Genomic DNA, 23,864 nt, shown 5'->3' on the forward strand with positions numbered 1-23,864 from the left:
CGGGCCGTCTTCTCATTTCCAATTGAAACCAAAGTTGATATGCCCGCGGCAAGCACCCGCGTGAGGACACTATGGTTGAGATAAAACTACACAATACGAAAACCCGTCAAAAAGAGGTTTTTGAACCGATTGATGCCAAAAATGTGCGCATGTATGTCTGTGGGCCGACGGTCTATGATCGCGCCCACCTTGGGAATGCGCGGCCGGTTATTGTGTTTGATGTTTTGCAGCGTTTGCTGCGGCATGTGTATGGGGCGGAGCACGTCACCTATGTGCGCAATTTCACCGATGTAGATGACAAAATTAATGCGCGGGCGGCGGAAACTGGTCGCTCGATTGGCGAGATTTGTGACGAAACTATTGGCTGGTTCTTGGACGATATGCGGGCCGTGGGGGCGCAAGATCCCGATGAAATGCCACGGGCCACGCAATATATTCCCCAGATGGTCGCGATGATTGCCACGTTGATCGAAACGGGCCACGCCTATGCCGCCGAGGGGCATGTGCTTTTTGCGGTGGAAAGCTATGACAAATACGGAGCTCTTTCGGGGCGTTCGCTTGACGATATGATCGCGGGCGCGCGGGTCGAGGTGGCACCCTATAAGCGCAATCCGATGGACTTTGTGCTTTGGAAGCCGTCGGATTCAGCGACGCCAGGGTGGGAAAGCCCTTGGGGCTTTGGTCGTCCGGGGTGGCATATTGAGTGTTCGGCGATGGCCTATGAGTTGCTTGGGGATGAGTTTGACATCCACGGCGGCGGCAATGATTTGATGTTCCCGCATCACGAAAACGAAGTGGCGCAAAGCTGTTGTGCACATCCCGAAGCGGAGTTCGCCAAGGTCTGGATGCACAATGAAATGTTGCAGGTTGAGGGCAAGAAAATGTCCAAAAGCTTGGGTAATTTCTTCACGGTGCGCAATTTGCTGGACCAAGGGGTTCCGGGCGAAGTGATCCGATTTGTGATGCTCTCGACGCATTATCGCAAACCGATGGACTGGACCGAAAAAAAACGGGACGAGGCCGAAAAAACGTTACGCAAGTGGCATGCGTTGACGGCGGGCATCGAACCCGCCCCCAACGCCGCCGCCGCAGTTGTGGAGGCCGTTGCCGACGATCTGAATACGGCGGGCGCGATCACGGTTTTGCACCGCCTTGCTAGTGAAGGTGCGGTTGCGGAGCTTGCTGCGAGTGCGGCGTTCTTGGGTCTGCTTGGGGTAGATTTGGGGGATTGGACCGAGGAGACGGCGGCAGTTGATTTGGACGCCTTTGCAAAACGCCTAGCGGATGTGCGTCTTAACGCTATGGAGACAAAAGATTTCTCTGAGGTGGACCGCATTAAAAACGCGCTTCTTGCGGCGGGTGTTGAAGTGCGTATGTCGCGCGATGGCGTGGAGCTGTCGGCAGGGCCGCAGTTTGATGCGGCTAAGCTTGGGGACCTAAAATGAGCAAAACCCGCCTTTACCTTTACGACACAACATTGCGCGACGGACAACAAACGCAGGGTGTGCAATTCTCAACCGACGAGAAGATCAGGATTGCCAAGGCGCTTGATGGTCTCGGTCTTGATTACATTGAGGGCGGCTGGCCCGGGGCAAACCCGACGGACAGCGCCTTTTTCGACGATGCACCAAAAACCCGCGCGATGATGACTGCGTTTGGCATGACCAAACGCAGTGGCCGTAGTGCTGAAAACGACGACGTGCTTGCTGCGGTGATGAATGCGCGCACGCCTGCGGTTTGCCTTGTTGGCAAAAGCCACGATTTCCACGTTACCCGCGCGCTTGATATCCCACTTGAGGAAAATATCGACAATATTTCCGCCTCGATTGCCTATATTGTGGCGCAGGGGCGCGAGGCCCTGTTTGACGCGGAACATTTCTTTGACGGTTATAAAGCCAACCCCGAATATGCCCTCGCATGTTTGCGGGCTGCGCTCGACGCTGGTGCGCGGTGGGTCGTTTTATGCGATACCAATGGCGGCACTTTGCCCAGCGAGATTGGGCGGATTGTCTCGGCTGTGATCGCCACCGGAATTGAGGGCGCTAACGTCGGAATCCATACCCATAACGATACCGAAAATGCTGTCGCGGGGAGTCTTGCGGCGATTGAAGCGGGGGCGTGCCAAATCCAAGGGACGCTCAATGGTTTGGGTGAACGCTGTGGCAATGCCAACCTGACAACGCTGATTCCGACACTGATTTTGAAGCAGGATTATGCGGACCGATTTGAGACCGGAATTGAACGTAAGGCCCTGCTGGGGCTGACGAAGCTCAGCCGGATGCTGGATGATATTCTTAATCGCGTTCCTATGCGGCAAGCGCCCTATGTTGGGGCTAGCGCTTTTGCGCATAAGGCGGGATTGCATGCTTCAGCGATCCTGAAAGATCCGACGACTTACGAGCACATCGATCCGGAACTTGTTGGAAACACACGGATAATACCGATGTCCAATCAGGCGGGGCAAAGCAATCTACGCAGTCGTTTGGCGAGCGCCGGCCTTGAGGTGGATGTCAAAAACCCGGCGCTGGCACGCATTCTTGAGGTGATCAAAGAGCGCGAGGACGAGGGCTATTCCTTTGACGTCGCGCAGGCGAGTTTTGAGCTTTTGGCGCGGCGCGAACTGGGCCTGTTGCCGGAGTTTTTCGAGGTAAAACGCTATAAGGTGACGGTCGAGCGGCGCAAAAATAAGCGCAACAAAATGGTGAGCCTTTCGGAAGCCGTGGTGGTTGTGAAAATCAACGGCGAGAAGAAAATGTCGGTGAGCGACTCGATGGACGAGGGCGGCACGGATCGCGGCCCTGTGAATGCGTTGATGCAGGCTTTGCTCAAGGATTTGGGTCCTTATCAGGACCTAATAGATGACATGCATCTGGTCGATTATAAGGTGCGGATCACCAATGGCGGCACCGAGGCTGTGACCCGCGTTGTGATTGATAGCGAAGATACGCAAGGGCGGCGTTGGTCCACCGTTGGCGCTTCGTCCAACATTGTGGATGCAAGCTTTGAGGCGCTTTTGGACGCGATTCAGTGGAAGCTGGTGCGCGACGTGAAGCTGCCATGATGGATTATGCAGTGTGTGCGGCGCTTGTGGAAAAGGGCGATCCAGATCGGTTTTTAGCGACGATGGCGGCGGCGCCTGCGTTGCGGGGAGGCTTGTTTACATTGGCGGCCTATAACCTTGAATTGGCTCGTGCGCCGTGGGCGAGCAAAGAGCCGATGATTGCAGAAATGCGGCTTCAGTGGTGGCGGGATTTGATTGATGAAATCGCGGCGAAAGGTGTGGTGCGTACACATGAAATTTCGGCATCTTTGGTGCAATGCGTGCAGGAATTTGGGCTTTCGGCCCAAAATCTAGACCAAATGGCGGCGGCGCGGCTTTGGGATGCTTACACTGAGCCCTTTGCCGATCAGGATGATTTTGACGAATATATTGATCACACGGCGGGGCATTTGATGTGGATGGCTTGCCAGACGTTGGGGGCGCAGCCTGACGATGAGAGATCGGTGCGGGCCTATGCATACGGTGTCGGAGTTGCTGCGTGGCTTGCGGCGGTTGCTGATCTTGTGGAACGGGGAAAAATCCCGTTGCTCGACGGACGTGATGAAGGCGTAAAATCCCTTGCGCAACAGGGGTTGGAGCGTTTGCAATCAGCCAAACCATCGCGCAATTTTGCCCCCGCTTTGCGGTGGGGATGGCAGGCGGAACCCTTGTTGAAGTTGGCGATCAAAAGCCCCGAACGGGTGGGCGACGGTTCGCTGTATTTGCCAGAATTTTCCCGCAAAGCGCGGCTATTGCGCAAGTCGGTATTGGGGCGGTATTAGGCCGTTTGTTTGGGCTGCATCACCAGCCAAATCAAGGCACCGCCCGCGAGCACAAGGAAAGGGATCATCGCGAGATTGACGCTGGTCCAACCTTCAACTGGGGTGCCGCCGGAGCAATTCATCAATCCGCCAGATGCCAGCGACGCCACAGTGACAAAGCCGAAAACGATCATATCATTCAAGCCCTGCATCCGCCCGCGTTCCTCGGGGGTGTGGGCCGTGGCGAGCATGGTTGTCGCGCCGATAAAGCCAAAGTTCCAGCCCATGCCGAGCAACACGAGCGCGACATAGAAGTTCGTCAACTCGACACCTGCAAGGGCGACAACGCCTGCGAGTGCGAGGATCGCGAGGCCCGTTGCGACGATTTTTTCAACACCGAACCGCACAATAAGGTGCCCCGTGAAGAAGCTGGGGGCGAACATGGCCAAGACGTGGCCGGTCACGACATTTGCCGCGTCGTCATTGCCAAATCCGCATCCAACCACCGCGAGGGGCGTGGAAGTCATCACCAAGTTCATCAGGGCGTAGGAAACCATCGCGCAGATCACGGCGACAAGGATGCGCGGTGATTTGATCATTTCCCAGCGGGTGCGGCCTTTGACATCGTGCACGCTTGGTTTGGGCGGCGTTGGGATGTCGAGCGCGAAGAACAAAAGCGAGCCGACCAGATTGAGTACGATGACCGTTAAGTAGACGCCCATGAAGGGGATCGCGGTGCTGTCGACTGTGAGTTTACCCAATTGCGGTCCGATGAATGCCGAAAGAAGTCCGCCCGCCATAACCCACGAAATAGCCTTGGCGCGGAAGTCCTCGGGGCAGTATCGATGGCGGCAAACCGGAAAAACCCCTGCGAAGACATATAGATGCCGGTGATTAAGCTGCCCAGAAGGAGGAGGGCGAAAGTATCGGAATAAAGGCCATAGGCACTGATGGCCGCGCCGATCATGCCGCTAAATGCACCGACGAAAAATCCGATCTGGCGGCCAAATTTCTGCATAACGGCCGAGAGCGGCGATGCGGCCAGCATTGACCCCATCACAATCATCGAAATAGGCAAGGTGGCAAAACAAATGTTTGTCGCCATGTTTTGCCCTGCAAGGCCTGCGTAAGTGAAGATCATCGACATCTGGGCGCCCAAAATAGCTTGGGCGGCAACAAGGACGAGAACATTTTTACGGGCGCGAGACAGCGATTGAATTTCGGTCATGCGCAATTCGTAGCGGCGAAACCCCGCTGGTGAAACCCCAAAAAGTGCAATTCAGTTTTTATCAATTATATGGGCAAAAGATCCGCAGATATTTGCCTGAAGAAGGCCCATCGGAGGCAGGGCGTTTCCTTCGGAATCCGTAGCTTCAAACAGGGGTGTTCCTTGCGCGCGCAACGTCGTTGCATAGTGAAATTCATGGGCTTTGAAATGGCCGTTAAATGGCCCCGCGTCGGCATACAGGTCGCGGTAACCCAGATGCAGTTTACGGGTTTCAAAGCTCGTTTCAACGGGCAAAAGGCCGAGCATTTCATGACGCGCGCCCTTTGCATCAATCAAGCCTTCCCCCAAAGCCATATAACCACCGCATTCGCCGTAGATTTGGGTGCCTTTTTGTGCGGCAGTTCTGATGGAGGCCTTGAAAATACCAGCATTCGCAAGGGTTTCGGCAAAAAGTTCCGGATAGCCACCAGGGAGAAAAAGGAAGTCAGAGGCGGGGGCCGCTTCGTTATTCAAGGGCGAAAAAAACGCGATCTCTGCGCCGGAAGCCCGCCAATCCGACAACATATGCGGGTAGGCGAAGGCGAAGGCGGCATCCTGCGCCACGGCGATGCGTTGCGCGGGAGGGCACAAGCGGGTGGCGGTATTTGAGGGGCGAGGAGGGCGCGCGAGAGCGAGGAGGGCGTTGAGGTCTATGGCCTGGCCGATTTCGTTGGCTGCTGTCTCAAGAAACGCTTCCAAATCGGGGTGTTCACCTGCTTGCACCAAACCAAGGTGACGTGAGGGGCGCGAAAGCGCATCCGAACGATGAACCGCACCTAAAACGGGCACTCCCAAGGGCGTGAGCGCCTGACGCAACATGGCTTCGTGCCGCGCGGACCCCACGCGATTGAGGATGACACCCGCGATAGTCACATCGGATGCAAACCCTGCGAAGCCTGCCACCAAAGGCGCGATCGATTGCGCGGTTTTTGAGGCGTCAACGATCAAGACAACGGGCACGGCGAGGATGCGCGCGATGTCGGCACTAGACCCTTTACCGGAGGGCGGCGCACCGTCGAACAGGCCCATCGCGCCCTCAATCAGGAGCGGCCCGTCGCCCGCGGCCAAAGCGCGGATGCGATCGGGGGACATGGCCCATGCATCAAGGTTCAGACAGGTTTGCCCTGCTGCGGCCTCGTGAAAACGGGGGTCAATATAATCTGGGCCGGATTTCGCGCCGCGCACGGGAATGCCCGCATTTCTGAGTGCCCGCAAAAGGCCCAAAGTGATCGTGGTTTTCCCCGCACCTGAGGTCGGAGCCGCGAGGAGGATCGCGCCAGATGTCACCGTTCTTCGGCGGGGCGACCGCGCCCGAGCGGATCAAGGTTGCGCGCGGGTTTGCCCTCAAGCATCCCTTGCCAATCCAAAACTTGCCGCATCTTAACCGAACGCCCAATGCAAATAATCGCGGGCGGCTCAAGATCGCTGGCTTCAATATCGGCGACCACATTTTCAAGCGTGGTTTCAAGGACCTGCTGGTTTTTCGTCGTGGCTTCGGTGACGACGGCAACGGGTTCATCGGCCGCGCGCCCCGCATCAAGAAGGGCGCCTGCAATCCGCGCGATATGTTTCATTCCCATATAAATAACGAGAACCTGCGAGCCTTGCGAAATGGCTTTCCAGTTGAGATTGGTTGTTTCGCCCGTCTGGTCATGGCCCGTCACAAAGGTCACCGATTGGTTTACATCGCGGTGGGTCACGGGAATGCCCGCATAAGCCAGCCCGCCAATTCCCGCCGAAATGCCGGGGATAATGCGCACGGGAACATCGTGTTGCACCAGCGTTTGCGCCTCTTCGCCACCGCGTCCAAAAACAAAAGGGTCGCCGCCTTTAAGCCGCAAAACCCGCCGTCCTGCTTTGGCCAAATCAACAAGCGTCAGGGAGATATCTTGTTGTTTTGCCGAGGGTTTCCCGCCCCGCTTGCCTGCGTAAATCAATTCGGCATCGGGGCGTGCCCAGGCCAGAATATCCTTCTGAACAAGCGCGTCATAGACAATCACGTCAGCCTGTTGCAGCGCGTTCAAGCCATGCAAAGTCATTAGCCCAGGATCGCCGGGGCCAGCGCCACAAAGCCAAACCCATCCAGGTAAAAGTTCAGGCCAGTCTCCCGTCGGGAGAACAGCAGAATGGGAAGCGGCGCGTGGCGTTGAATCAGTCATATCCCCTTATGCCCCGTTGTTGGGGCGGCGGAAAGTCTGGAAACGCTCTGAATTGAGCAATTGGCGACAGGAATTTAGTCGTTATAGTCGCGGTGATGACATTAGAGCCCAAAGAATTGCGTCGTGGCTGGACCACGGGCGCCTGTGCGACCGCCGCGACCAAGGCGGCGTTGGTGCACCTATGGGGCGGGGCGTTCGAGGAGGAGGTCTCGATCACGCTTCCGCGCGGCGAGACACCGGATTTTACATTGGCAGAAACCGCATTTGGCACAGACTGGGCCGAGGCCGCGATTATCAAAGACGCGGGCGACGATCCCGATGTCACCCATGGCGCGATGATCCGGTCGCGCGTCACTTTGGGTGGCCACGGCATCCGTTTTAAGGCAGGGGCTGGCGTTGGAACCGTCACTAAGCCGGGCTTGCCGATTGGCGTAGGAGAACCTGCGATCAATCCGGTGCCGCGCCAAATGATGCAGGATATTGTGGCAGAAATGGCGGCGAAATACGGCGCCGACCCACAGGTTGAAATCGAAATATCCATTGATAATGGGTTGGAAATCGCCAAGAAAACATGGAATCCGCGCCTTGGGATTGTCGGCGGCCTTTCGGTTTTAGGCACGACGGGCGTTGTGCGCCCGTTCAGTTGCTCGGCGTGGATCGCCTCTATTCACCGTGGGATCGATGTGGCGCGGGCAACGGGGCTAACACATGTCGCAGGATGTACGGGGGCCACGAGCGAAAAAGTGGTGCAGGGCCTCTATGATCTCCCCCTGGAGGCGATGCTGGATATGGGCGATTTTGCGGGTGGATTGTTGAAATACTTGCGAAAGCATCCAGTAGAACGAGTCACGATTGGCGGTGGCATTGGCAAAATGGTAAAACTTGCGCAGGGGGCAGTTGATTTGCATTCTGGGCGCAGTCAGGTGGATTTCTCACGGCTGGCTGAATTATGTGACGATGCTAGTATATGCGACATGAATACGGCCTTGCAAGTCTATGAAAAAATAGGAAAACCTCTTGCAAATGATGTGGCGCGTGAGGCGTTACTCCAAATCCGAAAACAACTCCGAGACACGCCAATTCAGGTGGATGTGGTGATTATTGACCGTGTTGGTTTGGTGATTGGGCGGGCGCAAGAATGACCAAAACACTGAAAATCCTCCTTCTTTCAGGGTCGGGAGAAGCGCGCCGTTTAGCAGAATTTTTGTCTCGGGATCAGAGTGTTACCGTGGTTTCTTCTTTGGCTGGTGTAACGCGGCAACCAACGGTTTTGCCGGTTAGCACACGTATCGGTGGGTTTGGCGGCTATGCGGCGCAGCGTGATTATATTTTGGGCGAATGTTTTGGCGCGGTTATAGACGCCACACATCCGTTTGCAGCACGGATTTCCGAGCGCACGCAAGAAATTTGCAGCGAAATTTCAGTGCCTTACCTGCATATTCGGCGGCCAGAGTGGCAGGCCGTACCAGAAGATGATTGGACGATGATCGACAACTCAGCCGAAGCGAAGGATCATATTCCAGCCGGATCTGTTGTATTTCTCGCGACGGGGCGCAGCACTTTGGCGTCGTTCGAAAATCTATCGGAAATGACATTGATTTGCCGGCAAATTGACCCGCCCGACAGTCCATTTCCGTATAAGAACGGGCGTTACCTCGTTGGAAAACCACCGTTTTCAGTAGAAGACGAGGTGGCGTTGTTTCGCGACTTGGATGTAGACGTGCTCGTCGTAAAGAACGCCGGCGGGGAGCCTAGCCGTACGAAGCTTGATGCGGCACGCCTTCTTGGTCTTCCGGTCTTGATGTTGCGCCGTCCACCGATGCTCTCGGGCGATCATGTGGAAACCGTTTCTGAGGCCCTTTCGTGGATTAAGAACCTCCAAGAAGGATCTGCATGATAATAGAAAGTTTGGAAGATGTTGAAAGACATGCAGAGAGGCTTGTCGCGCTTGAGCCACGGTTCGCACCTGCCTATCATGCGACAGGGCCGCTTCCTTTGCGCCGTAGGAAAGACGGGTTTGCCGCGCTGTTTGATGCCATCATTAGCCAACAAGTGAGCGTTGCCTCCGCGAATGCAATTTCAAAACGGCTGAAAGACGCAAAAATGATGGGGCCGCGCAAAATCATCGCGGCCAGCGACGCAGAATTGCGCGACCTTGGCTTGAGTCGTCAAAAGGTGCGCTATGCCCGTGCCCTAGCGGAGGCGCGGATCGATTACGCCGCATTGCGCACGGCATCCAGCGATGACGTCATCAAAACCCTCACCGAAGTTCCTGGAATTGGCGCGTGGACCGCCGAGATTTATACAATGTTTTCATTGGGTCACGCGGATGTCTTCGCACCAGGAGATTTGGCGCTTCAGGAAAGTGCGCGCTTGCTCTTTGGTCTGCCGGACCGCCCAAAAGAGCGTGCATTTCGCGAAATGGCCGAAGCATGGTCGCCCCATCGGGCGGTTGCGGCGCGGCTGCTCTGGGCCTATTACCACATAGCAAAACAACGAGAAGGCATCCGATGACACGCACTCTGAAATACACCTCGCGCGCACCTGTTTCTGGCACCACAAAATCCATCGTGGTTTTGCTGCACGGGTACGGCGCGAATGGCGCGGATTTGATGGGGTTGGCCGATCCATTGGGACCCAACCTCAAAGACACGGCCTTTTTCGCACCTGACGCCCCGAAACTATTCCGGGGGCGCCGTTTGGATTTCAGTGGTTCCCGATTCCATGGATCGACGGTAGCAGTGAAGCACAGGCTGAGGCTGGCCTCAAATTGGCGAGCGAGGACCTGAACGCATTTTTGGACGGTATTTTGGCGGAAAATGACGTCGCGCCAGAGAATTGCGTGCTGTTGGGCTTTTCCCAAGGCACGATGATGGCCCTCCATGTGGCCCCGCGGCGTGCTAAGCCCTTCGCCGGTGTTGTAGCCTTCTCTGGCCGACTGTTAGCGCCAGAAAAGCTTGCTCAAGAAACGGTAAGCAAACCGCCAGTTATCCTCATCCACGGTGATCAGGATGACGTGGTCCCAATTCAAAGCATGGCGGATGCGGGCGACGCGTTGGTTGCGGCAGGATTTGACGTTTATGCGCATGTCATGGAAGGCACAGCACACGGAATCGGCCCCGACGGGTTGTCTTCGGCCAATCAATTTTTAATGCAAAAATTGGGGTATATTTAGCGCTTTTTTGCGTCACATTGACGTTACCTTGTTAATATAAAGTCAATCGCAGGCAGTTCACCACATCAGGAGGCTTGCCACCGCGTTGGAGCTATATATAGTTATCCACAGGCTAGGGCGAGATCCTCGCTCTGGTGCTGGGTACAGTAGACAGGGTAGGGATTTTTGACCCATGGACGGCGATTTTCGAACTGAATTCACCCGTGAACCGGGAAAACTAAAACAGCATCCTGCATTGGTTTTGAATGCGGATTATCGGCCTCTTTCTTATTATCCTTTGTCCCTGTGGCCATGGCAAGAAGCCATCAAGGCTGCCTACCTTGATCGCGTTGATATTGTTGCGGAATATGACCATGTTGTGCATAGCCCGTCGATGGAAATTCGCGTGCCCTCGGTCGTGGTTTTAAAGGAATATGTCCGCCCGAAAGCGAGCGTTGCTTTCACTCGTTTTAACCTGTTTTTGCGGGATGAGTTTAAGTGCCAATATTGTGGCGCGCGTGGGGACCTTACGTTTGACCATGTGATTCCACGAGCGGCAGGCGGAATCACCAGTTGGCAAAATGTTGTGGCGGCCTGTTCGCCCTGCAACCTGAAAAAGGGCAGTAAATCTTTGCGCCAGTCGACGATGCATCTCAGAAAAACGCCCTGTCAGCCAGAAGTGGCTCAAATGCAAAACACCGGCCGCAAATTCCCACCGAATTTCCTGCATGATAGCTGGATGGATTTTCTGTATTGGGACACCGAATTAGACGCTTAAACGCAGGTTAGCCCGAACAGCTTGCGCCACCAAGTACACAGAATTTCGCACAATGCGGATGGTTGAGCTGCACGCTTTTCTCGGACTGTTCTAGTGTTTCGCCGAGCTCAAATTCGGGCGAATAGGGCAGGAGTGTACAGGCCAAAACGGCAGGCTTTTCTGCCCCTCTGCGTTTCACAACCATGCGAGAGCTTGAGCACATCACACTGGTTGGTGATACGTTTAAGATATCCCAGCAAGCCATTGTAATTTCAGGAACTTCGACGTTTTCATCCATCTCGGGAAACAAAACACATTGAGAGGGGTTTTGGGCGTCGATGGCAAAACCATGCGCGAGGAAAAGGTCGCCGTATCCCGCGCGGGATTGCGCTTCGGTTTCGTCCCACATCATGCGTCCCGCGCTGGCGATTTGCGCGTTTTGCTCGCTGAGCCATGCCATGCCCTCAAGGGTGCGCGTATATGCGCCGGCCCCGCGCACATCGTCATGGTTTTTCATGTCGTAGTGATCGAGGGAAATGCGAAATGTCAGCTTGTCTCTGTATTTGGAAACCAGCGATTTAATCCCTTGTTGCATCGCTGGCCGCATCATCGGCTGCATCGCATTCGTCAGGACCAAAACCTCATACCCCGCGTCCAAGCTGCGGGTCAAAATCTCGATCATTTCTGGATTCATAAAGGGCTCGCCACCTGTGAATCCGATCTCGCGAGCGCCCCATTTGCGCGTGACCAGTTGCGCCAAGTACGCGCTCACCTCATCGGCTGAAATGTAAACCAATGCATCATTCTTGGGCGAACTGTCGATATAGCAGTTCACACAAGCAATGTTGCACAGCGTTCCCGTGTTAAACCAAAGAGTTTCCGGATTGGTGAGGGCAACCTGCGCACGATCGTCGCCTTTGGCGGTCACAAAAGGATCTTGAAATTTCCCAATGTTCGCGGTGTGGGTGGACGTAGCGTGTGTCGACTGATTTTTCATGGGGCAACTTTCCTGTTTTATTGACTGGTATCGAGTCCAACTTTGCGCGAAAAGCTAAAAGAAACAGCCTGACAGAGTTGTGATAGAATACTTGCGTGCTAGACTTGCGCGAAAAGGGGCGTTATTAGGTGCGGAAGGACAATACGTTAGCGCTAACAGAGCGGGGGGAACTCCCTGTTTTTTGAGCAATACAAACGAAATGAGGACCAAATGGTTTCGCGCGTCATCCCAGTGGAAGATTTCGATTTAGTTATTTTTGGTGGCACGGGCGATCTTGCCCGGCGCAAAATTCTCCCGGGTCTTTATCGTCGCTATAGGTCAGGGCAAATGCCCGAAGGGGCGCGGATTATTGGCGCAGCGCGTCAGGATCAGGATAGCGCGGTCTATCGTAAACTTATCGGTGCCGCGATCAAAGAGTTCGTACCCGAAAAATATCGTGATTCCAAATCGATAGCGGGTTTTCTGGAACTTATCTCTTATATTGTGATAGACGCACAGGGCGCCGGCGGCTGGAGTGATCTTAAAAAGCTGACCCGCAAAGACGTGGTGAAGGCGTTCTATTTTTCGGTCGCACCGAGTTTGTTTGGTGATTTGGCCGAGCGTTTGCACACGTATAAAATCGCAGATAGCCAGAGTCGGATTGTGGTGGAAAAGCCATTTGGCCGCGATTTGGCCTCGGCGAAGGCGCTGAATGCTGTCTTGGCCGAGCATTTTGATGAAAGCCAGATTTACCGCATCGACCATTATTTGGGCAAAGAGACCGTTCAAAACCTCATGGCTGTTCGGTTTGGTAACATTTTGTTTGAGCCACTTTGGAACAGCCAATATGTCGATCACATTCAGATCACCGCTGCGGAAACCGTCGCCGTTGGCAGCCGCGGAGCTTATTACGATAAATCCGGTGCCATGCGGGACATGGTTCAAAACCACTTGATGCAGCTTTTGTGTTTGATCGCAATGGAGCCGCCAAACGAGTTTGAGCCAGACGCCGTGCGCGACGAAAAACTCAAGGTTATCCGCGCGCTCGACCCTGTCAATTCGAGTGACATCGTGCGCGGGCGCTACGAGGCCAACAAGGACGGTCCGTCCTATCTTGAGGAATCGGGAAATCCGGATAGCAGTACCGAGAGTTTTATCGCCATGAAGGTGAATATTTCCAATTGGCGTTGGAAGGGTACACCGATTTATCTGCGGACGGGCAAACGCTTGCGGGCGCGCACCAGTGAAATCGCCGTTGTTTTCAAAGACCCACCACATTCTATTTTCGGCAAACAAGAAGGGCGTCGCGGCAATGTTTTGGCGATCCGCCTTCAGCCAAACGAGGGCATGACCCTGCGTGTGACCATCAAAGAACCTGGTCCCGGCGGCATGCGTTTGATGGAAGTGCCCCTCGATATGAGCTTCGCCGACGCGCTTGGTGCCGATGCAGAAGATACGCCCGATGCCTATGAGCGGCTGATTATGGACGTGATCCGTGGCAACCAAACCCTCTTTATGCGCGGCGATGAAGTTGAAGCAGCTTGGGCGTGGACAGACCCGATCATCAACGAATGGCAGGAGCGTGGGGACATGCCAAAATCCTATGATTCCGGAAGCTCGGGGCCTGAAGATGCTTTAATGTTGTTACATAAAGACGGGCGTCGCTGGAGAGAGATTAAAGAATGAAGTTTGTCGAATATTCCTCACGCGAGGCCTTAATGACGGGCCTTGCGTCGCACATCGCACAAGAGCTTACGGCCGAGATTGCGGAGACAGGATCAGCGGCGCTCGCTGTCCCAGGTGGTTCGACGCCGGGTCCAATATTTGACGCACTTTCTCAGGTGGATTTGCCGTGGGAAAAGGTCTCGGTTCTGCTTGGGGACGAACGTTGGGTTCCCGAGACGAGTGAGCGCTCAAACACGGCTCTTTTGCGTCGTCGGTTGTTGCAAAACAAAGCTGCAAGGGCAACACTTTTGCCGCTTTATGCTCCCGCAGATCGGCCTGAGGATCGCCTTAACGAACTTTCCCAAGCTATTGAAAATGTACTCCCTTTATCTGTTTGCGTGATGGGGATGGGCGCGGACATGCATACGGTGAGTATTTTCCCTGAAGCGGATCTATTGGCCGAGGCGTTTGCCGCTGATGCCCCGGTCCTTTTACCGATGCGCGCCCCCGGTGCTCCCGAACCACGGATCACCCTAACGGCCCGTGTTTTGGCTGGATCAAAGCACCGTCATATCCTGATTACGGGCGCGGAAAAGCGGGCGGCGCTTGAACGTGCCATTCTTATTAATGACCCCATGAAAGCGCCAATCTGCGCGGTTTTATCTGGGGCCACAATCCATTGGGCGGACTAAAATGACTGTTGATTTTTCGGACCTTCAGACTCAGGCCAAAGCGGTAAAGTCCCGCCGAATTACGGATTTGTTTACTCAAGATCCTAAGCGCGCGCAGGAATTCTCGACCCGAATTCCGTCGGACGGCGGCGAGATGTTGTTTGATTTTTCAAAAACCAACATTGATGCGGCAACGATGGAAATGCTGTTGGCGCTTGCCCGAAACGCCAATCTTCCGGAACGTCGTTCGGCGATGTTCACAGGCGAAGCAATCAACGAAACAGAGGGGCGCGCGGTTTTGCACACGGCCCTGCGCAATCTTGCCAATCGGCCAATTTATGTGAACGATGAAAACGTAATGCCGGGGGTCCTTGCAACTCTTGCGCGGATGGAAGCCTTTGCGTCGGATGTTCGCAGGGGAACGTTTCAAGGGCAGGGCGGCAAAATCACCGACGTCATTAATATTGGCATCGGCGGCAGCGATTTAGGTCCCGTCATGGCGACGATTGCGATGGCCCCATTTCACGATGGCCCGCGAATTCATTATGTTTCAAACGTTGATGGTGCACATATTTCTGATGTCCTAGAAGGACTTAACGCTGAAACCACGCTGGTTCTTGTGGCGTCAAAAACCTTTACAACCATCGAAACCATGACAAATGCCCAAACCGCACGAGATTGGATGGCGAAAACGGTAAGCGATTCCGCTGCACAATTTGCGGCCTTGAGCTCGGCTGAAGAAAAAACCGGTGCTTTTGGTATTCCGCCCAACCGCGTGTTTGGTTTTGAGGACTGGGTTGGCGGTCGGTATTCCATTTGGGGTCCAATTGGTTTGCCGCTCATGATTGCCATTGGCGCCGACAATTTCCATGAGTTTCTCTCGGGAGCCGAGGCGATGGATCGCCACTTCTGCGAGGCGGATTTGGCAGAAAACCTGCCCGTTCTATTGGCTTTGGTCGGGATTTGGCACAATCAAGGCTGTGGGTACGCGACCCGCGCGGTTTTGCCTTATGAGCAGCGATTGCTCCGCCTTCCTGCCTACCTTCAACAGTTGGAAATGGAGAGCAACGGCAAATCCGTTGCGATGGATGGTTCGCGTCTTGATGCGCCGTCGGGACCTGTTGTTTGGGGCGAGCCAGGCACCAACGGACAGCACGCATTTTACCAACTTATCCACCAAGGCACACGCGTGATCCCTTGCGAATTTATGGCGGGAAAACATGGGTTTGAGCCAGAGTTGGCCCATCAACATCGCCTGTTGATGGCGAATTGTCTTGCTCAGTCTGAAGCGCTTATGATTGGGCGCTCGTTTAACGAAGCAAAGGCCCTTATGACAGTAAAAGGCCTTACGGGAACGGAGAGGGATCGCCAAGCGCGCCATCGTGTGTTTGACGGCAATCGTCCTAGCACGACGTTGATTTATCCTAAGCTTACCCCTTGTGTCTTGGGCCAAATCATCGCGCTCTATGAACATCGTGTGTTTGTAGAAGGCGTGATTCTGGGGTTAAATTCGTTCGATCAATGGGGGGTTGAGTTGGGCAAAGAATTGGCCGTTGCCCTTGAGCCGATCGTTGCCGGTCGCGAACCTGCTGACTCTAAGGACGGGTCAACCCAGATGTTAGTCCAGTTTATTTTAGCGGATTAATGCCCGTCTAGGATAATTGAACAATCAGATACCAGCCGCCAAACAAAAGAATAGGGAACACCAAACGGGAAGCTCTGTCGAGAGTGACGGCCGAAGTCTCACGGTCCTTTATAACAAGTAGACCTGTAACAAGGGCTTCGACAATCGAAAGAAAGATCAGGAATATCGCCCAAATCAACGCCTTGTCCAAAATGGTGAGATACCCCAACTCGGGCAAATCGTTGGCGACAGAGAGGTTGAAGGCAATCGACGTGAGCATTGATGTCGCCCCAAGGCCGATTTGGAATTCGAACCGACTTGGCGGAATCCAGAAAATTACCCACGACATGAAAACGACGAACATCAGCAAAAGCATGACTCGGTAAAGATAATAGTCCGGATTTCGGTCGGCGTTAATGGTGAGTGTGATGGTGCTCAAGTCTTCGCCAGATTTGTGAACGCGAGAAGTGCCGGCCGCAATTTCAACGCCGCTCACATTCCATCCTTCGATATTGAGTTTGTCAGATATCCACGTTTTTTCGGCATTTGCGGTTAGGACGACATTAGCTGCATCGGTCAAATGAGTGGCAAATTGAATTTTAAATCCATGTTTATCAAAGGGAAAACGGTGGAGCTCATGATAGCTCAAGACGTCGCCTGTATAGCGTTGTTGGTAGTAAACTTGCCCGCCTTCACCGACCGAAACTTGGTTTAAAGCGTTTTGGTTCAGAGCGCGCAAATTGGAGGAATTCAAGAGGGCAATGCGTGGAAACCACACTTCAGTTTTGCCCAGTCGACACCCATCGTAGTTATCAAGACGTGAATCCAACCAAGTATAGGTCACAAATAAATCAACGTCCATCTGTTGGTCCACGTCGTTCACGCCGAGAAAATCAGCGACGATAATGGAGACGTCTACTTTGGTTGGTCCGTTGCCGTTGTTGGGATGCACGCCCGTATGCATGTTGAACAATCGACATTCATTTTCCGTTTTATCCAAAACGACTTCGGCCTGCTGGGCCAGTACGGAGCCAGACGTGGCGCTCCAAAAGAGTCCGAGCACGGCCAAAAAATGCATCAGACGTTTCAGTTCCATGTCCCCCGTAAGGCCGCGTAGCCGCAGATGGTTAATGCTTTGCGTAAATTACAGTGAAGTTGTTTATGAAGACCTGTCAATCTCTGACATGCAACTACATGGTTTCAGTTGAAAATAAGTGCTCAATCACGCTTAACTGGCGCGGAGGGTTTTGGCCGCTCACTAGATGTTGAATTTTAAGATTTGAAAAAGAGATAGTGCATGACACATACAAAACTGGTTCTGAACGCTTTCACCGTGGCGCGCAGCTATCTTAAATCCCTTTTCGCAGTACATATGACGTTTCAATTGCTCGGCGCTGCTGTAATTGGTCCGGTGTTTGGCATTATTTTTGCGCTTGCCATTCAATTTTCCAACCAAAAAGCACTTACCGACATGGATATCGCAGCGTTCGTTTTGTCCCCAATTGGATTTATTATCTCGATTGTTGTTTTCAGCTTCGTGCTTGCGGCGGTTGTCCTCGACTTTACGGCTACGAGTTTCGTTTTGTTCACAAAAACGACGCATCCAGTTGTCGCGGTTCAAAGAAGCTTCGGTTTTGTCTTGTCCAATTTTTTCAGGCTCGTTTGGTTTTGTAACGGGCTTGTTTTGAGGGTTTTTGTCATTGTCACACCATTTCTGGTGGTTGCCGCTGGGATCGGCCTCAACAAACTCACTGAATTTGACATCAATTATTACCTTACCTATTGGCCACCCGAGTTCATCCGTGCGGTGGGGATGATCGCCGTATTGCTTGTTATTATGGTGGGGATTCTGTTGTTTTTTCTTTCTGGCTGGGCGATTGCATTGCATCTTTATCTCGCACGCGACCTCAAAGTAGGGCTGGCGTTTAAAGAAAGTCGCCGATTGTTGGCTGGAAAGCGGTTCGGTCTCGTCGTCAATATCGCCCTTTGGGCACTGATCCGTTTTGCAATCCTCACGGTAATTGCGTTGATCTTCACCAAACTGACGTCCGTTTTACTGGATCATGCGGCGATAAATCTACGTTTAATGGTTGGCGTTCTGCTGCTCGAATTCTTAGTTTGGGGAGGCGTTTATATGGTTGCCTCAGCGTTCGCGAATGGGGCCTTGGCCGAAATACTCTTGCGCACTTATTCCAAGGCCACAAAGACCGCTTTTAGCGAGGCTATCGGTGAAAATACCGTGGAGGTCACTTTTAAAAAGCCTCTTTGGGCGATACTCGCTGGCGCCGTTGGGGTGGTGACTTTGGGAGTATTCCTCACAGGCGCTATGCTTGAGAAATTCGATAAAACTTCGCAAGTGGAGATTATTGCCCATCGTGGGGCTGCGAATTTACGTCCGGAAAACACAATGGCCGCCGTTGAAAAGGCGCTGGAGGATGGTACCGATTGGGTTGAAATCGACGTGCAGGAATCCGCCGAGGGAGAATTGATCATCGCCCACGATTCCGATTTTATGAAGCTTGCGAACCAGCCAATTAAAACATGGGAGGTCTCGCGCACGGAATTGGATGCGATAGATATCGGGAGTTGGTTTGATGCCCAATATGCTGATGAACGCACCCCCTTGCTGCGGGATGTGCTGCAGGCCGCTAAAGGGCGGGCAAAAGTGGTCATCGAGCTGAAATATTATGGCCATGATGTGGATATTGAAGCCGAAGTTATTCGGATCGTCGAAGAGGAAGGTATGGCAGAGCAGGTGTCGCTTATGTCGTTGAAATACCCTGCAGTTTTGAAGCTTAAGGCAATGCGTCCCTCGTGGACTGTTGGTGTGTTGGCCGCAAAGTCTGTGGGGAATGTCGCCCGTTTGGAGGCCGATTTTCTAGCTTTGAACGCGGGACAAATCTCACGACAACTCATTCGTCGGGCACATGCGCAAGGCAAGGATGTGTATGCATGGACGGTTGATGATCCCGTGCAAATGTCAAGTTTGATCACGATGGGGGTGGATGGCCTGATCACGAATGATCCCGCACTCGCGCGCCGCGTTTTGGAATATAACAACGACCTCACGGCTGCGGAACGTTTGGTGCTGTGGGTTGCGGACTTTATCCAGTTGTCCCCGTTGAATTTGATCGCTGATAGCACAGATGCGTAAATCTGTTTTGGTTGCTTGGCTGTTTTGCATCGGGGTTCCAGTCGTTGCAGAACAATCTAACCAACCTGAGAGCACTTGGGAGGAGGTCGGTCGGTGGATTGAAACGCCGCACCACGAAAAACTGCTACGGCTTAGAAGGGACCCAGCGACGTCGATCGCGCCTTTCACAACCGACGGGTGTAGTGGCGGGATGTCGGCGGCATGGACGCCGGTAGCCCAGATTATACCAGGGTTCGCTGAAAACTATTCAGAATCGCCGCCGTGGGAGGCGTGTTGTGTGGTCCATGACCAAGCTTATTACAATGCGGGCGAAACACAGACCGCGCTTGAAAGCTACAATGCGCGTTTGAATGCGGATGAAGCATTGATGCAGTGTGTATTGCAGGACGGCGTTCAGCGACGCGACACTCTCGCCGAAGAGTTTTCAATCGACACAAGCGTCGTTGATCAAGCCTACACCTTAATCGCCAATGGAATGTACCAAGCGGTTCGTTTGGGCGGCGGCCCCTGCAGCGGATTGTCGTGGCGGTGGGGATACGGTTATCCATCTTGCCTCTGGAGCAATTAGCAGTACGTCCAGCGCTCCTCAAGTAAGAAGTTATGCCCTTTGAACGGATGACGCGTTGAGGTGGTTAAAACAACTCCACATCATTCGCCGGAGCGGCAACAACAACTTGTTCAACGGGTGACGTTCCAACAATTTTTTGTAAAACGCGACCGCTTGAAGGCCAAAATTGAATACGACGTGCCATGGTGCCCCAAGGTTTTTGGCCTCGCAAAGAATTCCCTCTCCCCGAAGAAATTCTTGGGCGAAAACAGCATTTCGCTCGCCGATATTCGACAATCCAGCGACCATCCGCGCGCCGCCAAAAAGTTTTGCCCGAATGCGCGATTTTACAGCGCCGGATTTGATCATCGCGTTTATCAAAACTTCCATAGCGTGGACCCCATGCATTTGTGAAATCGATGTTGTCGAGAGATCTTGGGGCAATAATATATGGTTCATTCCGCCAACTGCGGCCTGTTCATCCCAAAGGCAGGTCGCGACACATGATCCCAAAACCGTTGAAATCAGGACGTTTTCGGCCGACGAAACAGCGTGTTCACCCTGTGAAATATTAATCACATTCTGAAATGCATCGTTCCTTACGTCCGCGTTCATTTACTAACTCTCTTTCGTTCTTAGACAAATTTGAAGCCATGGCTCCGTGACAACTGTTTTGAACTCTAAAAATTAATAACACGCTTCATTTTATGGATTTCTGAAAATTATCTGGCAATATTCCAACGACGCGCGTTGGAATTACTTGTGTCGAATGAAGTAGAATGTTCCGTCATCTGAGGTCTCTTGCCCCAGAAACTCATGGCCGGATTCACTGCAAAAATGCGGAACGTCGATTCCCGCGGCCGGATCATTTGCAAGAAGGCTTAGGACTTGGTTTTTAGCCATTGATTTCAAAGCTTTTTGAGCTTTGAGGACGGGCAGAGGGCAAAGGAGCCCAAGGGCATCAAGGGTGATATCAATATGCATTCGCGGAATTTATCGGCCTGTGCTTCCTGAGTCTATAACCTGTTTCAAGTGAATTGAATTTTCCACAAGGAGGGGCTTATTTTTGTCAGGTTTCTTGTCTAGATTAAGTAAACAATGAACAATTAAGGCTTCCCTTGTCGCAGTCCGAATCGCCAAAGCTACCCTCATTAAACCAAAACTCAGCCCAATCGGTTGTCGTTAAACGCAGGCGTGTTTTTTATATTCCTGGTTATGACCCCTTTCACCCACGGCGCTACCGCGAACTCTACCGCGCGGAAGCGATGAAACAAGCTGAAATTTCTGGTTATAATATTGAAACAAAGGGGAAAATAGGGAGTTCTGGCCCCTTCGGCTGGACGGCAACTGCGACAATAGAGGGCGCACAAGTGACCGCGGACGTCTCTGTGCTGGTGTGGTCAGATATTGTGAAGTCGTCGATGGGGCACGGGATTGTGGCGACCTATTGGCAGATGCTGATCACGTCGTGGATCTACATATATTCGGGGGCGCTTCGGCGGCTTATGTGGCTGCGCAAGGGGCCGATTATTGCCGCATTATACCCGATCGCGATCCTTAGCGTGCAACTTCTTGGGGCTATCACGTTCGCGTCCGTTGTTGGCTCGGTTTTATCGACCTATGTTTATCCCCGCGCCGGATGGGTGACTTTTATCCCCATCGTTATCTATATTTTGCGCTGGTTCCATGCGCGCGATAGCAAGATTTACGCCTATTATCTGATGCATGATTTCGCGCATACGGCGCAAAACTGGGGGGCGTATCCGCCAAAAATGGAGGAGCGCTTCGAAGCGTTTCGCGCCCAAATTGCACAGGCGCTTACAGAAAACTACGACGAGGTGTTGATCGTTGGCCATTCCTCTGGCGCACATATTGCGGTGTCGATTGTTGCGGATTTGTTGCGGGCAAATCAAGGGCCAAAACGGGGCCATGTCCTTGGACTGCTGACCCTTGGACACGTGGTTCCGATGGTGAGCTTTCTGCCCAAGGCGACACGATTACGCGGTGATTTGGCGATGCTTTCAACGCGCGCCGATATTACGTGGGTCGACGTTACTGCGCCGGGCGATGGTTGCTCGTTTGCTCTGTGTGACCCCGTTGCCGTCTCTGGGGTTGCCCCGCAAAAGGCGCGTTGGCCGCTTGTGTTCTCGGCGGCATTCACCCAATCGCTTAGCCCCGAACGGTGGCAAGAGTTGAAACGAAAGTATTTCCGCCTGCATTTTCAGTATCTTTGCGCCTTTGATCGTCCCAAAGACTATGACTATTTTCAAATTACAGCGGGCCCAAAAACGTTGAGCGCGCGTTATCGCGACCGTCCTGCCTCGCGTTCGCGGCTTGATGTCGCGGCCTCGGGTTACACCGACGTATGACCGTCACACCTCCCAAACCCACAGCCCGCGCGGAGAAAATAAGCCTGTTTAAATACGCGCGTGCGTTTCGGCGGGATATCCTCTCTGCACAACCCGCGAAATTGTATCGCGCCTGGATGGCCGAGTTTAAAACACCTTTTTTCCGCTCGTTCCTCATCAATGATCCTAAGTTGATTGCGGAGGTTCTTAGGCACAATCCCGATGAGTTTCCCAAGTCTGATCGCATTCGGGAAGGCTTGAAACCTATCCTTGGAAATTCGGTTTTTTTGACAAATGGAGAAGTCTGGAAACGACAGCGACGCATTATTGATCCGGCTTTTGAAGGCGGGCGTCTGCGCGACACCTTTGGCGCAATGAACGCGGCTTGCGAAGATGCGGTAGCAAGAATGCTCAAGATGGCACCAAAGGAAGTTGAGATAGAGGAGGTGGCAAGCTTTGTGGCTGCGGATATCATTTTTCGCACGTTGTTTTCCATTCCGATCACCCACCGCACCGCGGCCGAAGTTTTCACCCAATTTCGCGCCTATCAACGCAATCAGCCGATCTTGAACCTTGCAGCCTTTGTGCCGCTTCCACGTTGGATGCCGCGATTTCACCGTCGAAACACCAAAAAAACGGCGCGTGCCATTCGGTTGTTGATTGGCGATCTGGTTGCTCAACGGGCGGGTGAAATTGCGGCAGGGACCGCGCCGGATGATTTGGCGACCAAGATTATGACCACCAGAGACCCGCAAACCGGTGCGAAGTTCAGCGCCGAGGAAATGGTCGATCAGGTGGCCATCTTCTTCCTTGCGGGGCATGAAACGAGTGCCAGTGCCTTGGCATGGGCGCTGTATCTATTGGCTATCGATCCAGCTATGCAAAACCGCGTCGCCGAAGAGGTTGCGCAGGTTATTCCTGAACGGGATATTACGTTTTCCGACATCGGAAAATTACGCCTGACCCGCGATGTGTTTCGCGAGGCTCTGCGCTTGTATCCCCCTGTTCCAATGATGGTTCGTGAGGCCGCGTGTCCGCAGGAGTTTCGCAATCGAGACGTACCTACAGGTGCTCAGATCGTATTGTCGCCGTGGCATCTGCATCGCCACGAACGGCTTTGGGAGCGGCCAGATGAATTTGATCCGGATCGTTTTAGAACGGAAAACGGCAAGACCTGCCTGCGCGAGGCCTATATGCCGTTTTCTGCAGGACCGCGCGTGTGTACGGGGGCAGGGTTTGCCATGATTGAAGGGCCGCTCTTGTTGGCGAGTTTCGTACGGGCGCTTAAGTTTAGCCCTGGCGCTGGCCACATTCCCGTTCCGGTCGCCCATCTTACGGTGCGCGCCAAAGACGGGATTTGGCTTCAAATCACCCCGAGATAGTGGAATTTGCGCGATAATGCTGCAAAATATACAGACGGATCGCCGAAGCTAGGCCCATATCCAGCCCGCGCGCGGCGTCAATTTCGGCGGCTAATGCATTGATCGGAATTTTACGTTCGTCGGCAATCTCGCGGAACGACAGCCAAAATTCGTCTTCAAGAGAAACGCTTGTTCGGTGACCATTTAGTGTTAGGGATCGTTTTCTAGGTCTTCTACTCATAAATTATACACAACGTCCCAAATTCAATGGGGTGGCCGTCCTTATCTTAATGCCTCTTTAGAACCGCTCCCCAAACCCTTGCATCTCACTTGTATTCAAACAACACATTCTTGCATTTCTTTCCAAAAGGGAAAGGCCG

At 53.4% G+C, this 23,864-nt stretch carries 21 protein-coding genes and 2 pseudogenes; 15 read left to right on the top strand and 8 right to left on the bottom strand.

The features are described 5' to 3' along the window. The first annotated feature begins 71 nt into the window (after positions 1–71). Genes cysS through RC74_RS15820 form a run of 3 tightly spaced genes read left to right on the top strand, consistent with a single transcriptional unit; the run spans position 72 to position 3,822 of the window. A complete protein-coding gene (gene cysS / locus RC74_RS15810; RefSeq protein ID WP_039002226.1) occupies positions 72–1,445 on the top strand; it encodes a cysteine--tRNA ligase in 1,374 nt (457 codons plus the stop codon). Then, complete coding sequence (gene cimA, locus RC74_RS15815; protein ID WP_039002227.1) at positions 1,442–3,061, top strand: citramalate synthase; 1,620 nt, start codon at positions 1,442–1,444, stop codon at positions 3,059–3,061. The genes cysS and cimA overlap by 4 nt, the downstream gene beginning before the upstream one ends. Continuing rightward, positions 3,058–3,822, top strand: coding sequence for a phytoene/squalene synthase family protein (locus RC74_RS15820; RefSeq protein WP_236939953.1), 765 nt, complete (start codon positions 3,058–3,060; stop codon positions 3,820–3,822). Before cimA ends, RC74_RS15820 begins: the two co-directional genes overlap by 4 nt. Here RC74_RS15820 and RC74_RS15825 read toward each other — a convergent pair. The 3 genes and pseudogenes from RC74_RS15825 to cobA all read right to left on the bottom strand — a co-directional run bounded on the left by RC74_RS15825 (position 3,819) and on the right by cobA (position 7,227). After that, positions 3,819–5,029, bottom strand: a pseudogene (locus tag RC74_RS15825) (MFS transporter). The gene RC74_RS15820 and the pseudogene RC74_RS15825 sit on opposite strands and share 4 nt — an antisense overlap. 51 nt (positions 5,030–5,080) lie before the next feature. Continuing rightward, positions 5,081–6,355 (bottom strand): cobyrinate a,c-diamide synthase, encoded by a 1,275-nt coding sequence (locus RC74_RS15830; RefSeq protein WP_082802328.1) that lies wholly within the window; start codon positions 6,353–6,355, stop codon positions 5,081–5,083. Beyond that, entirely contained in the window at positions 6,352–7,227 is an 876-nt protein-coding gene (gene cobA / locus RC74_RS15835) for a uroporphyrinogen-III C-methyltransferase (RefSeq protein WP_039002229.1), read from the bottom strand. The genes RC74_RS15830 and cobA overlap by 4 nt, the downstream gene beginning before the upstream one ends. Before the next feature lie 95 nt (positions 7,228–7,322). Here cobA and RC74_RS15840 point away from each other — a divergent pair, with 95 nt between their 5' ends. The 5 genes and pseudogenes from RC74_RS15840 (at position 7,323) to RC74_RS15860 (ending at position 11,159) form a co-directional block, all read left to right on the top strand. Continuing rightward, positions 7,323–8,369 (top strand): cobalt-precorrin-5B (C(1))-methyltransferase, encoded by a 1,047-nt coding sequence (locus RC74_RS15840; protein ID WP_039002230.1) that lies wholly within the window; start codon positions 7,323–7,325, stop codon positions 8,367–8,369. Beyond that, entirely contained in the window at positions 8,366–9,124 is a 759-nt protein-coding gene (locus RC74_RS15845) for a cobalt-precorrin-6A reductase (protein WP_236939954.1), read from the top strand. Before RC74_RS15840 ends, RC74_RS15845 begins: the two co-directional genes overlap by 4 nt. Beyond that, positions 9,121–9,741 carry a DNA-3-methyladenine glycosylase family protein gene (locus tag RC74_RS15850; RefSeq protein ID WP_039002231.1) on the top strand — a complete coding sequence of 207 codons (621 nt, stop codon included), beginning with the start codon at positions 9,121–9,123 and terminating at the stop codon, positions 9,739–9,741. Before RC74_RS15845 ends, RC74_RS15850 begins: the two co-directional genes overlap by 4 nt. Further along, positions 9,738–10,402 (top strand): annotated as a pseudogene (locus RC74_RS15855) (alpha/beta hydrolase). The gene RC74_RS15850 and the pseudogene RC74_RS15855 overlap by 4 nt, the downstream one beginning before the upstream one ends. A gap of 172 nt (positions 10,403–10,574) precedes the next feature. Further along, positions 10,575–11,159 (top strand): HNH endonuclease, encoded by a 585-nt coding sequence (locus RC74_RS15860; RefSeq protein ID WP_039002233.1) that lies wholly within the window; start codon positions 10,575–10,577, stop codon positions 11,157–11,159. A 7-nt stretch (positions 11,160–11,166) separates the two neighbouring features. On the opposite strand, the gene RC74_RS15865 is transcribed toward RC74_RS15860, so the two are convergent. Continuing rightward, entirely contained in the window at positions 11,167–12,135 is a 969-nt protein-coding gene (locus RC74_RS15865; RefSeq protein ID WP_052274824.1) for a radical SAM protein, read from the bottom strand. A gap of 210 nt (positions 12,136–12,345) precedes the next feature. Between RC74_RS15865 and zwf the strand changes: the two genes are divergently transcribed. The 3 genes from zwf to pgi are packed head-to-tail and all read left to right on the top strand — an operon-like array spanning position 12,346 to position 16,095. Then, positions 12,346–13,800, top strand: a complete 1,455-nt coding sequence (gene zwf, locus RC74_RS15870) for a glucose-6-phosphate dehydrogenase (protein ID WP_039002235.1) — start codon at positions 12,346–12,348, stop codon at positions 13,798–13,800. Continuing rightward, positions 13,797–14,471: a 6-phosphogluconolactonase gene (pgl, locus tag RC74_RS15875; protein ID WP_039002237.1), complete on the top strand. Its 675-nt coding sequence runs from the start codon at positions 13,797–13,799 to the stop codon at positions 14,469–14,471. The genes zwf and pgl overlap by 4 nt, the downstream gene beginning before the upstream one ends. 1 nt (position 14,472) lies before the next feature. After that, positions 14,473–16,095: a glucose-6-phosphate isomerase gene (gene pgi, locus RC74_RS15880; RefSeq protein ID WP_039002238.1), complete on the top strand. Its 1,623-nt coding sequence runs from the start codon at positions 14,473–14,475 to the stop codon at positions 16,093–16,095. Positions 16,096–16,102: 7 nt separating this feature from the next. Here the strand turns inward: pgi and RC74_RS15885 are convergent, their stop codons facing one another. After that, positions 16,103–17,170: a ligand-gated ion channel gene (locus RC74_RS15885; RefSeq protein ID WP_039002239.1), complete on the bottom strand. Its 1,068-nt coding sequence runs from the start codon at positions 17,168–17,170 to the stop codon at positions 16,103–16,105. 201 nt (positions 17,171–17,371) lie between these two features. On the opposite strand from RC74_RS15885, the gene RC74_RS15890 reads away from it, so the two are divergent. Together RC74_RS15890 and RC74_RS15895 are read left to right on the top strand one after the other, a co-directional pair. After that, positions 17,372–19,228: a glycerophosphodiester phosphodiesterase family protein gene (locus tag RC74_RS15890; protein ID WP_039002240.1), complete on the top strand. Its 1,857-nt coding sequence runs from the start codon at positions 17,372–17,374 to the stop codon at positions 19,226–19,228. Further along, positions 19,221–19,796 (top strand): hypothetical protein, encoded by a 576-nt coding sequence (locus tag RC74_RS15895; protein ID WP_039002241.1) that lies wholly within the window; start codon positions 19,221–19,223, stop codon positions 19,794–19,796. Before RC74_RS15890 ends, RC74_RS15895 begins: the two co-directional genes overlap by 8 nt. A 30-nt stretch (positions 19,797–19,826) precedes the next feature. On the opposite strand, the gene RC74_RS15900 is transcribed toward RC74_RS15895, so the two are convergent. Both RC74_RS15900 and RC74_RS15905 read right to left on the bottom strand, forming a co-directional pair. Continuing rightward, positions 19,827–20,390 carry a chemotaxis protein CheD gene (locus tag RC74_RS15900; protein ID WP_236939955.1) on the bottom strand — a complete coding sequence of 188 codons (564 nt, stop codon included), beginning with the start codon at positions 20,388–20,390 and terminating at the stop codon, positions 19,827–19,829. 141 nt (positions 20,391–20,531) lie between these two features. Continuing rightward, positions 20,532–20,759 carry a sulfurtransferase TusA family protein gene (locus RC74_RS15905; protein WP_039002244.1) on the bottom strand — a complete coding sequence of 76 codons (228 nt, stop codon included), beginning with the start codon at positions 20,757–20,759 and terminating at the stop codon, positions 20,532–20,534. A gap of 281 nt (positions 20,760–21,040) precedes the next feature. Here RC74_RS15905 and RC74_RS15910 point away from each other — a divergent pair, with 281 nt between their 5' ends. After that, the gene (locus RC74_RS15910) at positions 21,041–22,144 is read left to right on the top strand and encodes an alpha/beta hydrolase family protein (RefSeq protein ID WP_236939956.1); all 1,104 of its coding nucleotides are present in this window, start codon (positions 21,041–21,043) and stop codon (positions 22,142–22,144) included. Next, on the top strand, positions 22,141–23,505 hold the full coding sequence (locus tag RC74_RS15915) for a cytochrome P450 (RefSeq protein ID WP_039002246.1): 1,365 nt from the start codon (positions 22,141–22,143) through the stop codon (positions 23,503–23,505). The genes RC74_RS15910 and RC74_RS15915 overlap by 4 nt, the downstream gene beginning before the upstream one ends. Here the strand turns inward: RC74_RS15915 and RC74_RS15920 are convergent. After that, complete coding sequence (locus RC74_RS15920) at positions 23,492–23,725, bottom strand: ribbon-helix-helix domain-containing protein (protein WP_039002247.1); 234 nt, start codon at positions 23,723–23,725, stop codon at positions 23,492–23,494. The genes RC74_RS15915 and RC74_RS15920 overlap by 14 nt on opposite strands. Positions 23,726–23,864: the final 139 nt, after the last annotated feature.

It is taken from the genome of Falsihalocynthiibacter arcticus, assembly GCF_000812665.2.
Classification (GTDB): domain Bacteria; phylum Pseudomonadota; class Alphaproteobacteria; order Rhodobacterales; family Rhodobacteraceae; genus Falsihalocynthiibacter; species Falsihalocynthiibacter arcticus.

Coding starts and splice junctions, on each gene's coding strand:
- cysS (WP_039002226.1), top strand. CDS start 72: ATGGTTGAGATAAAACTACACAATACGAAAACCCGTCAAAAAGAGGTT.
- cimA (WP_039002227.1), top strand. CDS start 1,442: ATGAGCAAAACCCGCCTTTACCTTTACGACACAACATTGCGCGACGGA.
- RC74_RS15820 (WP_236939953.1), top strand. CDS start 3,058: ATGATGGATTATGCAGTGTGTGCGGCGCTTGTGGAAAAGGGCGATCCA.
- cobA (WP_039002229.1), bottom strand. CDS start 7,227: ATGACTGATTCAACGCCACGCGCCGCTTCCCATTCTGCTGTTCTCCCG.
- RC74_RS15840 (WP_039002230.1), top strand. CDS start 7,323: ATGACATTAGAGCCCAAAGAATTGCGTCGTGGCTGGACCACGGGCGCC.
- RC74_RS15845 (WP_236939954.1), top strand. CDS start 8,366: ATGACCAAAACACTGAAAATCCTCCTTCTTTCAGGGTCGGGAGAAGCG.
- RC74_RS15850 (WP_039002231.1), top strand. CDS start 9,121: ATGATAATAGAAAGTTTGGAAGATGTTGAAAGACATGCAGAGAGGCTT.
- RC74_RS15860 (WP_039002233.1), top strand. CDS start 10,575: ATGGACGGCGATTTTCGAACTGAATTCACCCGTGAACCGGGAAAACTA.
- RC74_RS15865 (WP_052274824.1), bottom strand. CDS start 12,135: ATGAAAAATCAGTCGACACACGCTACGTCCACCCACACCGCGAACATT.
- zwf (WP_039002235.1), top strand. CDS start 12,346: ATGGTTTCGCGCGTCATCCCAGTGGAAGATTTCGATTTAGTTATTTTT.
- pgl (WP_039002237.1), top strand. CDS start 13,797: ATGAAGTTTGTCGAATATTCCTCACGCGAGGCCTTAATGACGGGCCTT.
- pgi (WP_039002238.1), top strand. CDS start 14,473: ATGACTGTTGATTTTTCGGACCTTCAGACTCAGGCCAAAGCGGTAAAG.
- RC74_RS15885 (WP_039002239.1), bottom strand. CDS start 17,170: ATGGAACTGAAACGTCTGATGCATTTTTTGGCCGTGCTCGGACTCTTT.
- RC74_RS15890 (WP_039002240.1), top strand. CDS start 17,372: ATGACACATACAAAACTGGTTCTGAACGCTTTCACCGTGGCGCGCAGC.
- RC74_RS15895 (WP_039002241.1), top strand. CDS start 19,221: ATGCGTAAATCTGTTTTGGTTGCTTGGCTGTTTTGCATCGGGGTTCCA.
- RC74_RS15900 (WP_236939955.1), bottom strand. CDS start 20,390: ATGAACGCGGACGTAAGGAACGATGCATTTCAGAATGTGATTAATATT.
- RC74_RS15905 (WP_039002244.1), bottom strand. CDS start 20,759: ATGCATATTGATATCACCCTTGATGCCCTTGGGCTCCTTTGCCCTCTG.
- RC74_RS15910 (WP_236939956.1), top strand. CDS start 21,041: ATGAAACAAGCTGAAATTTCTGGTTATAATATTGAAACAAAGGGGAAA.
- RC74_RS15915 (WP_039002246.1), top strand. CDS start 22,141: ATGACCGTCACACCTCCCAAACCCACAGCCCGCGCGGAGAAAATAAGC.
- RC74_RS15920 (WP_039002247.1), bottom strand. CDS start 23,725: ATGAGTAGAAGACCTAGAAAACGATCCCTAACACTAAATGGTCACCGA.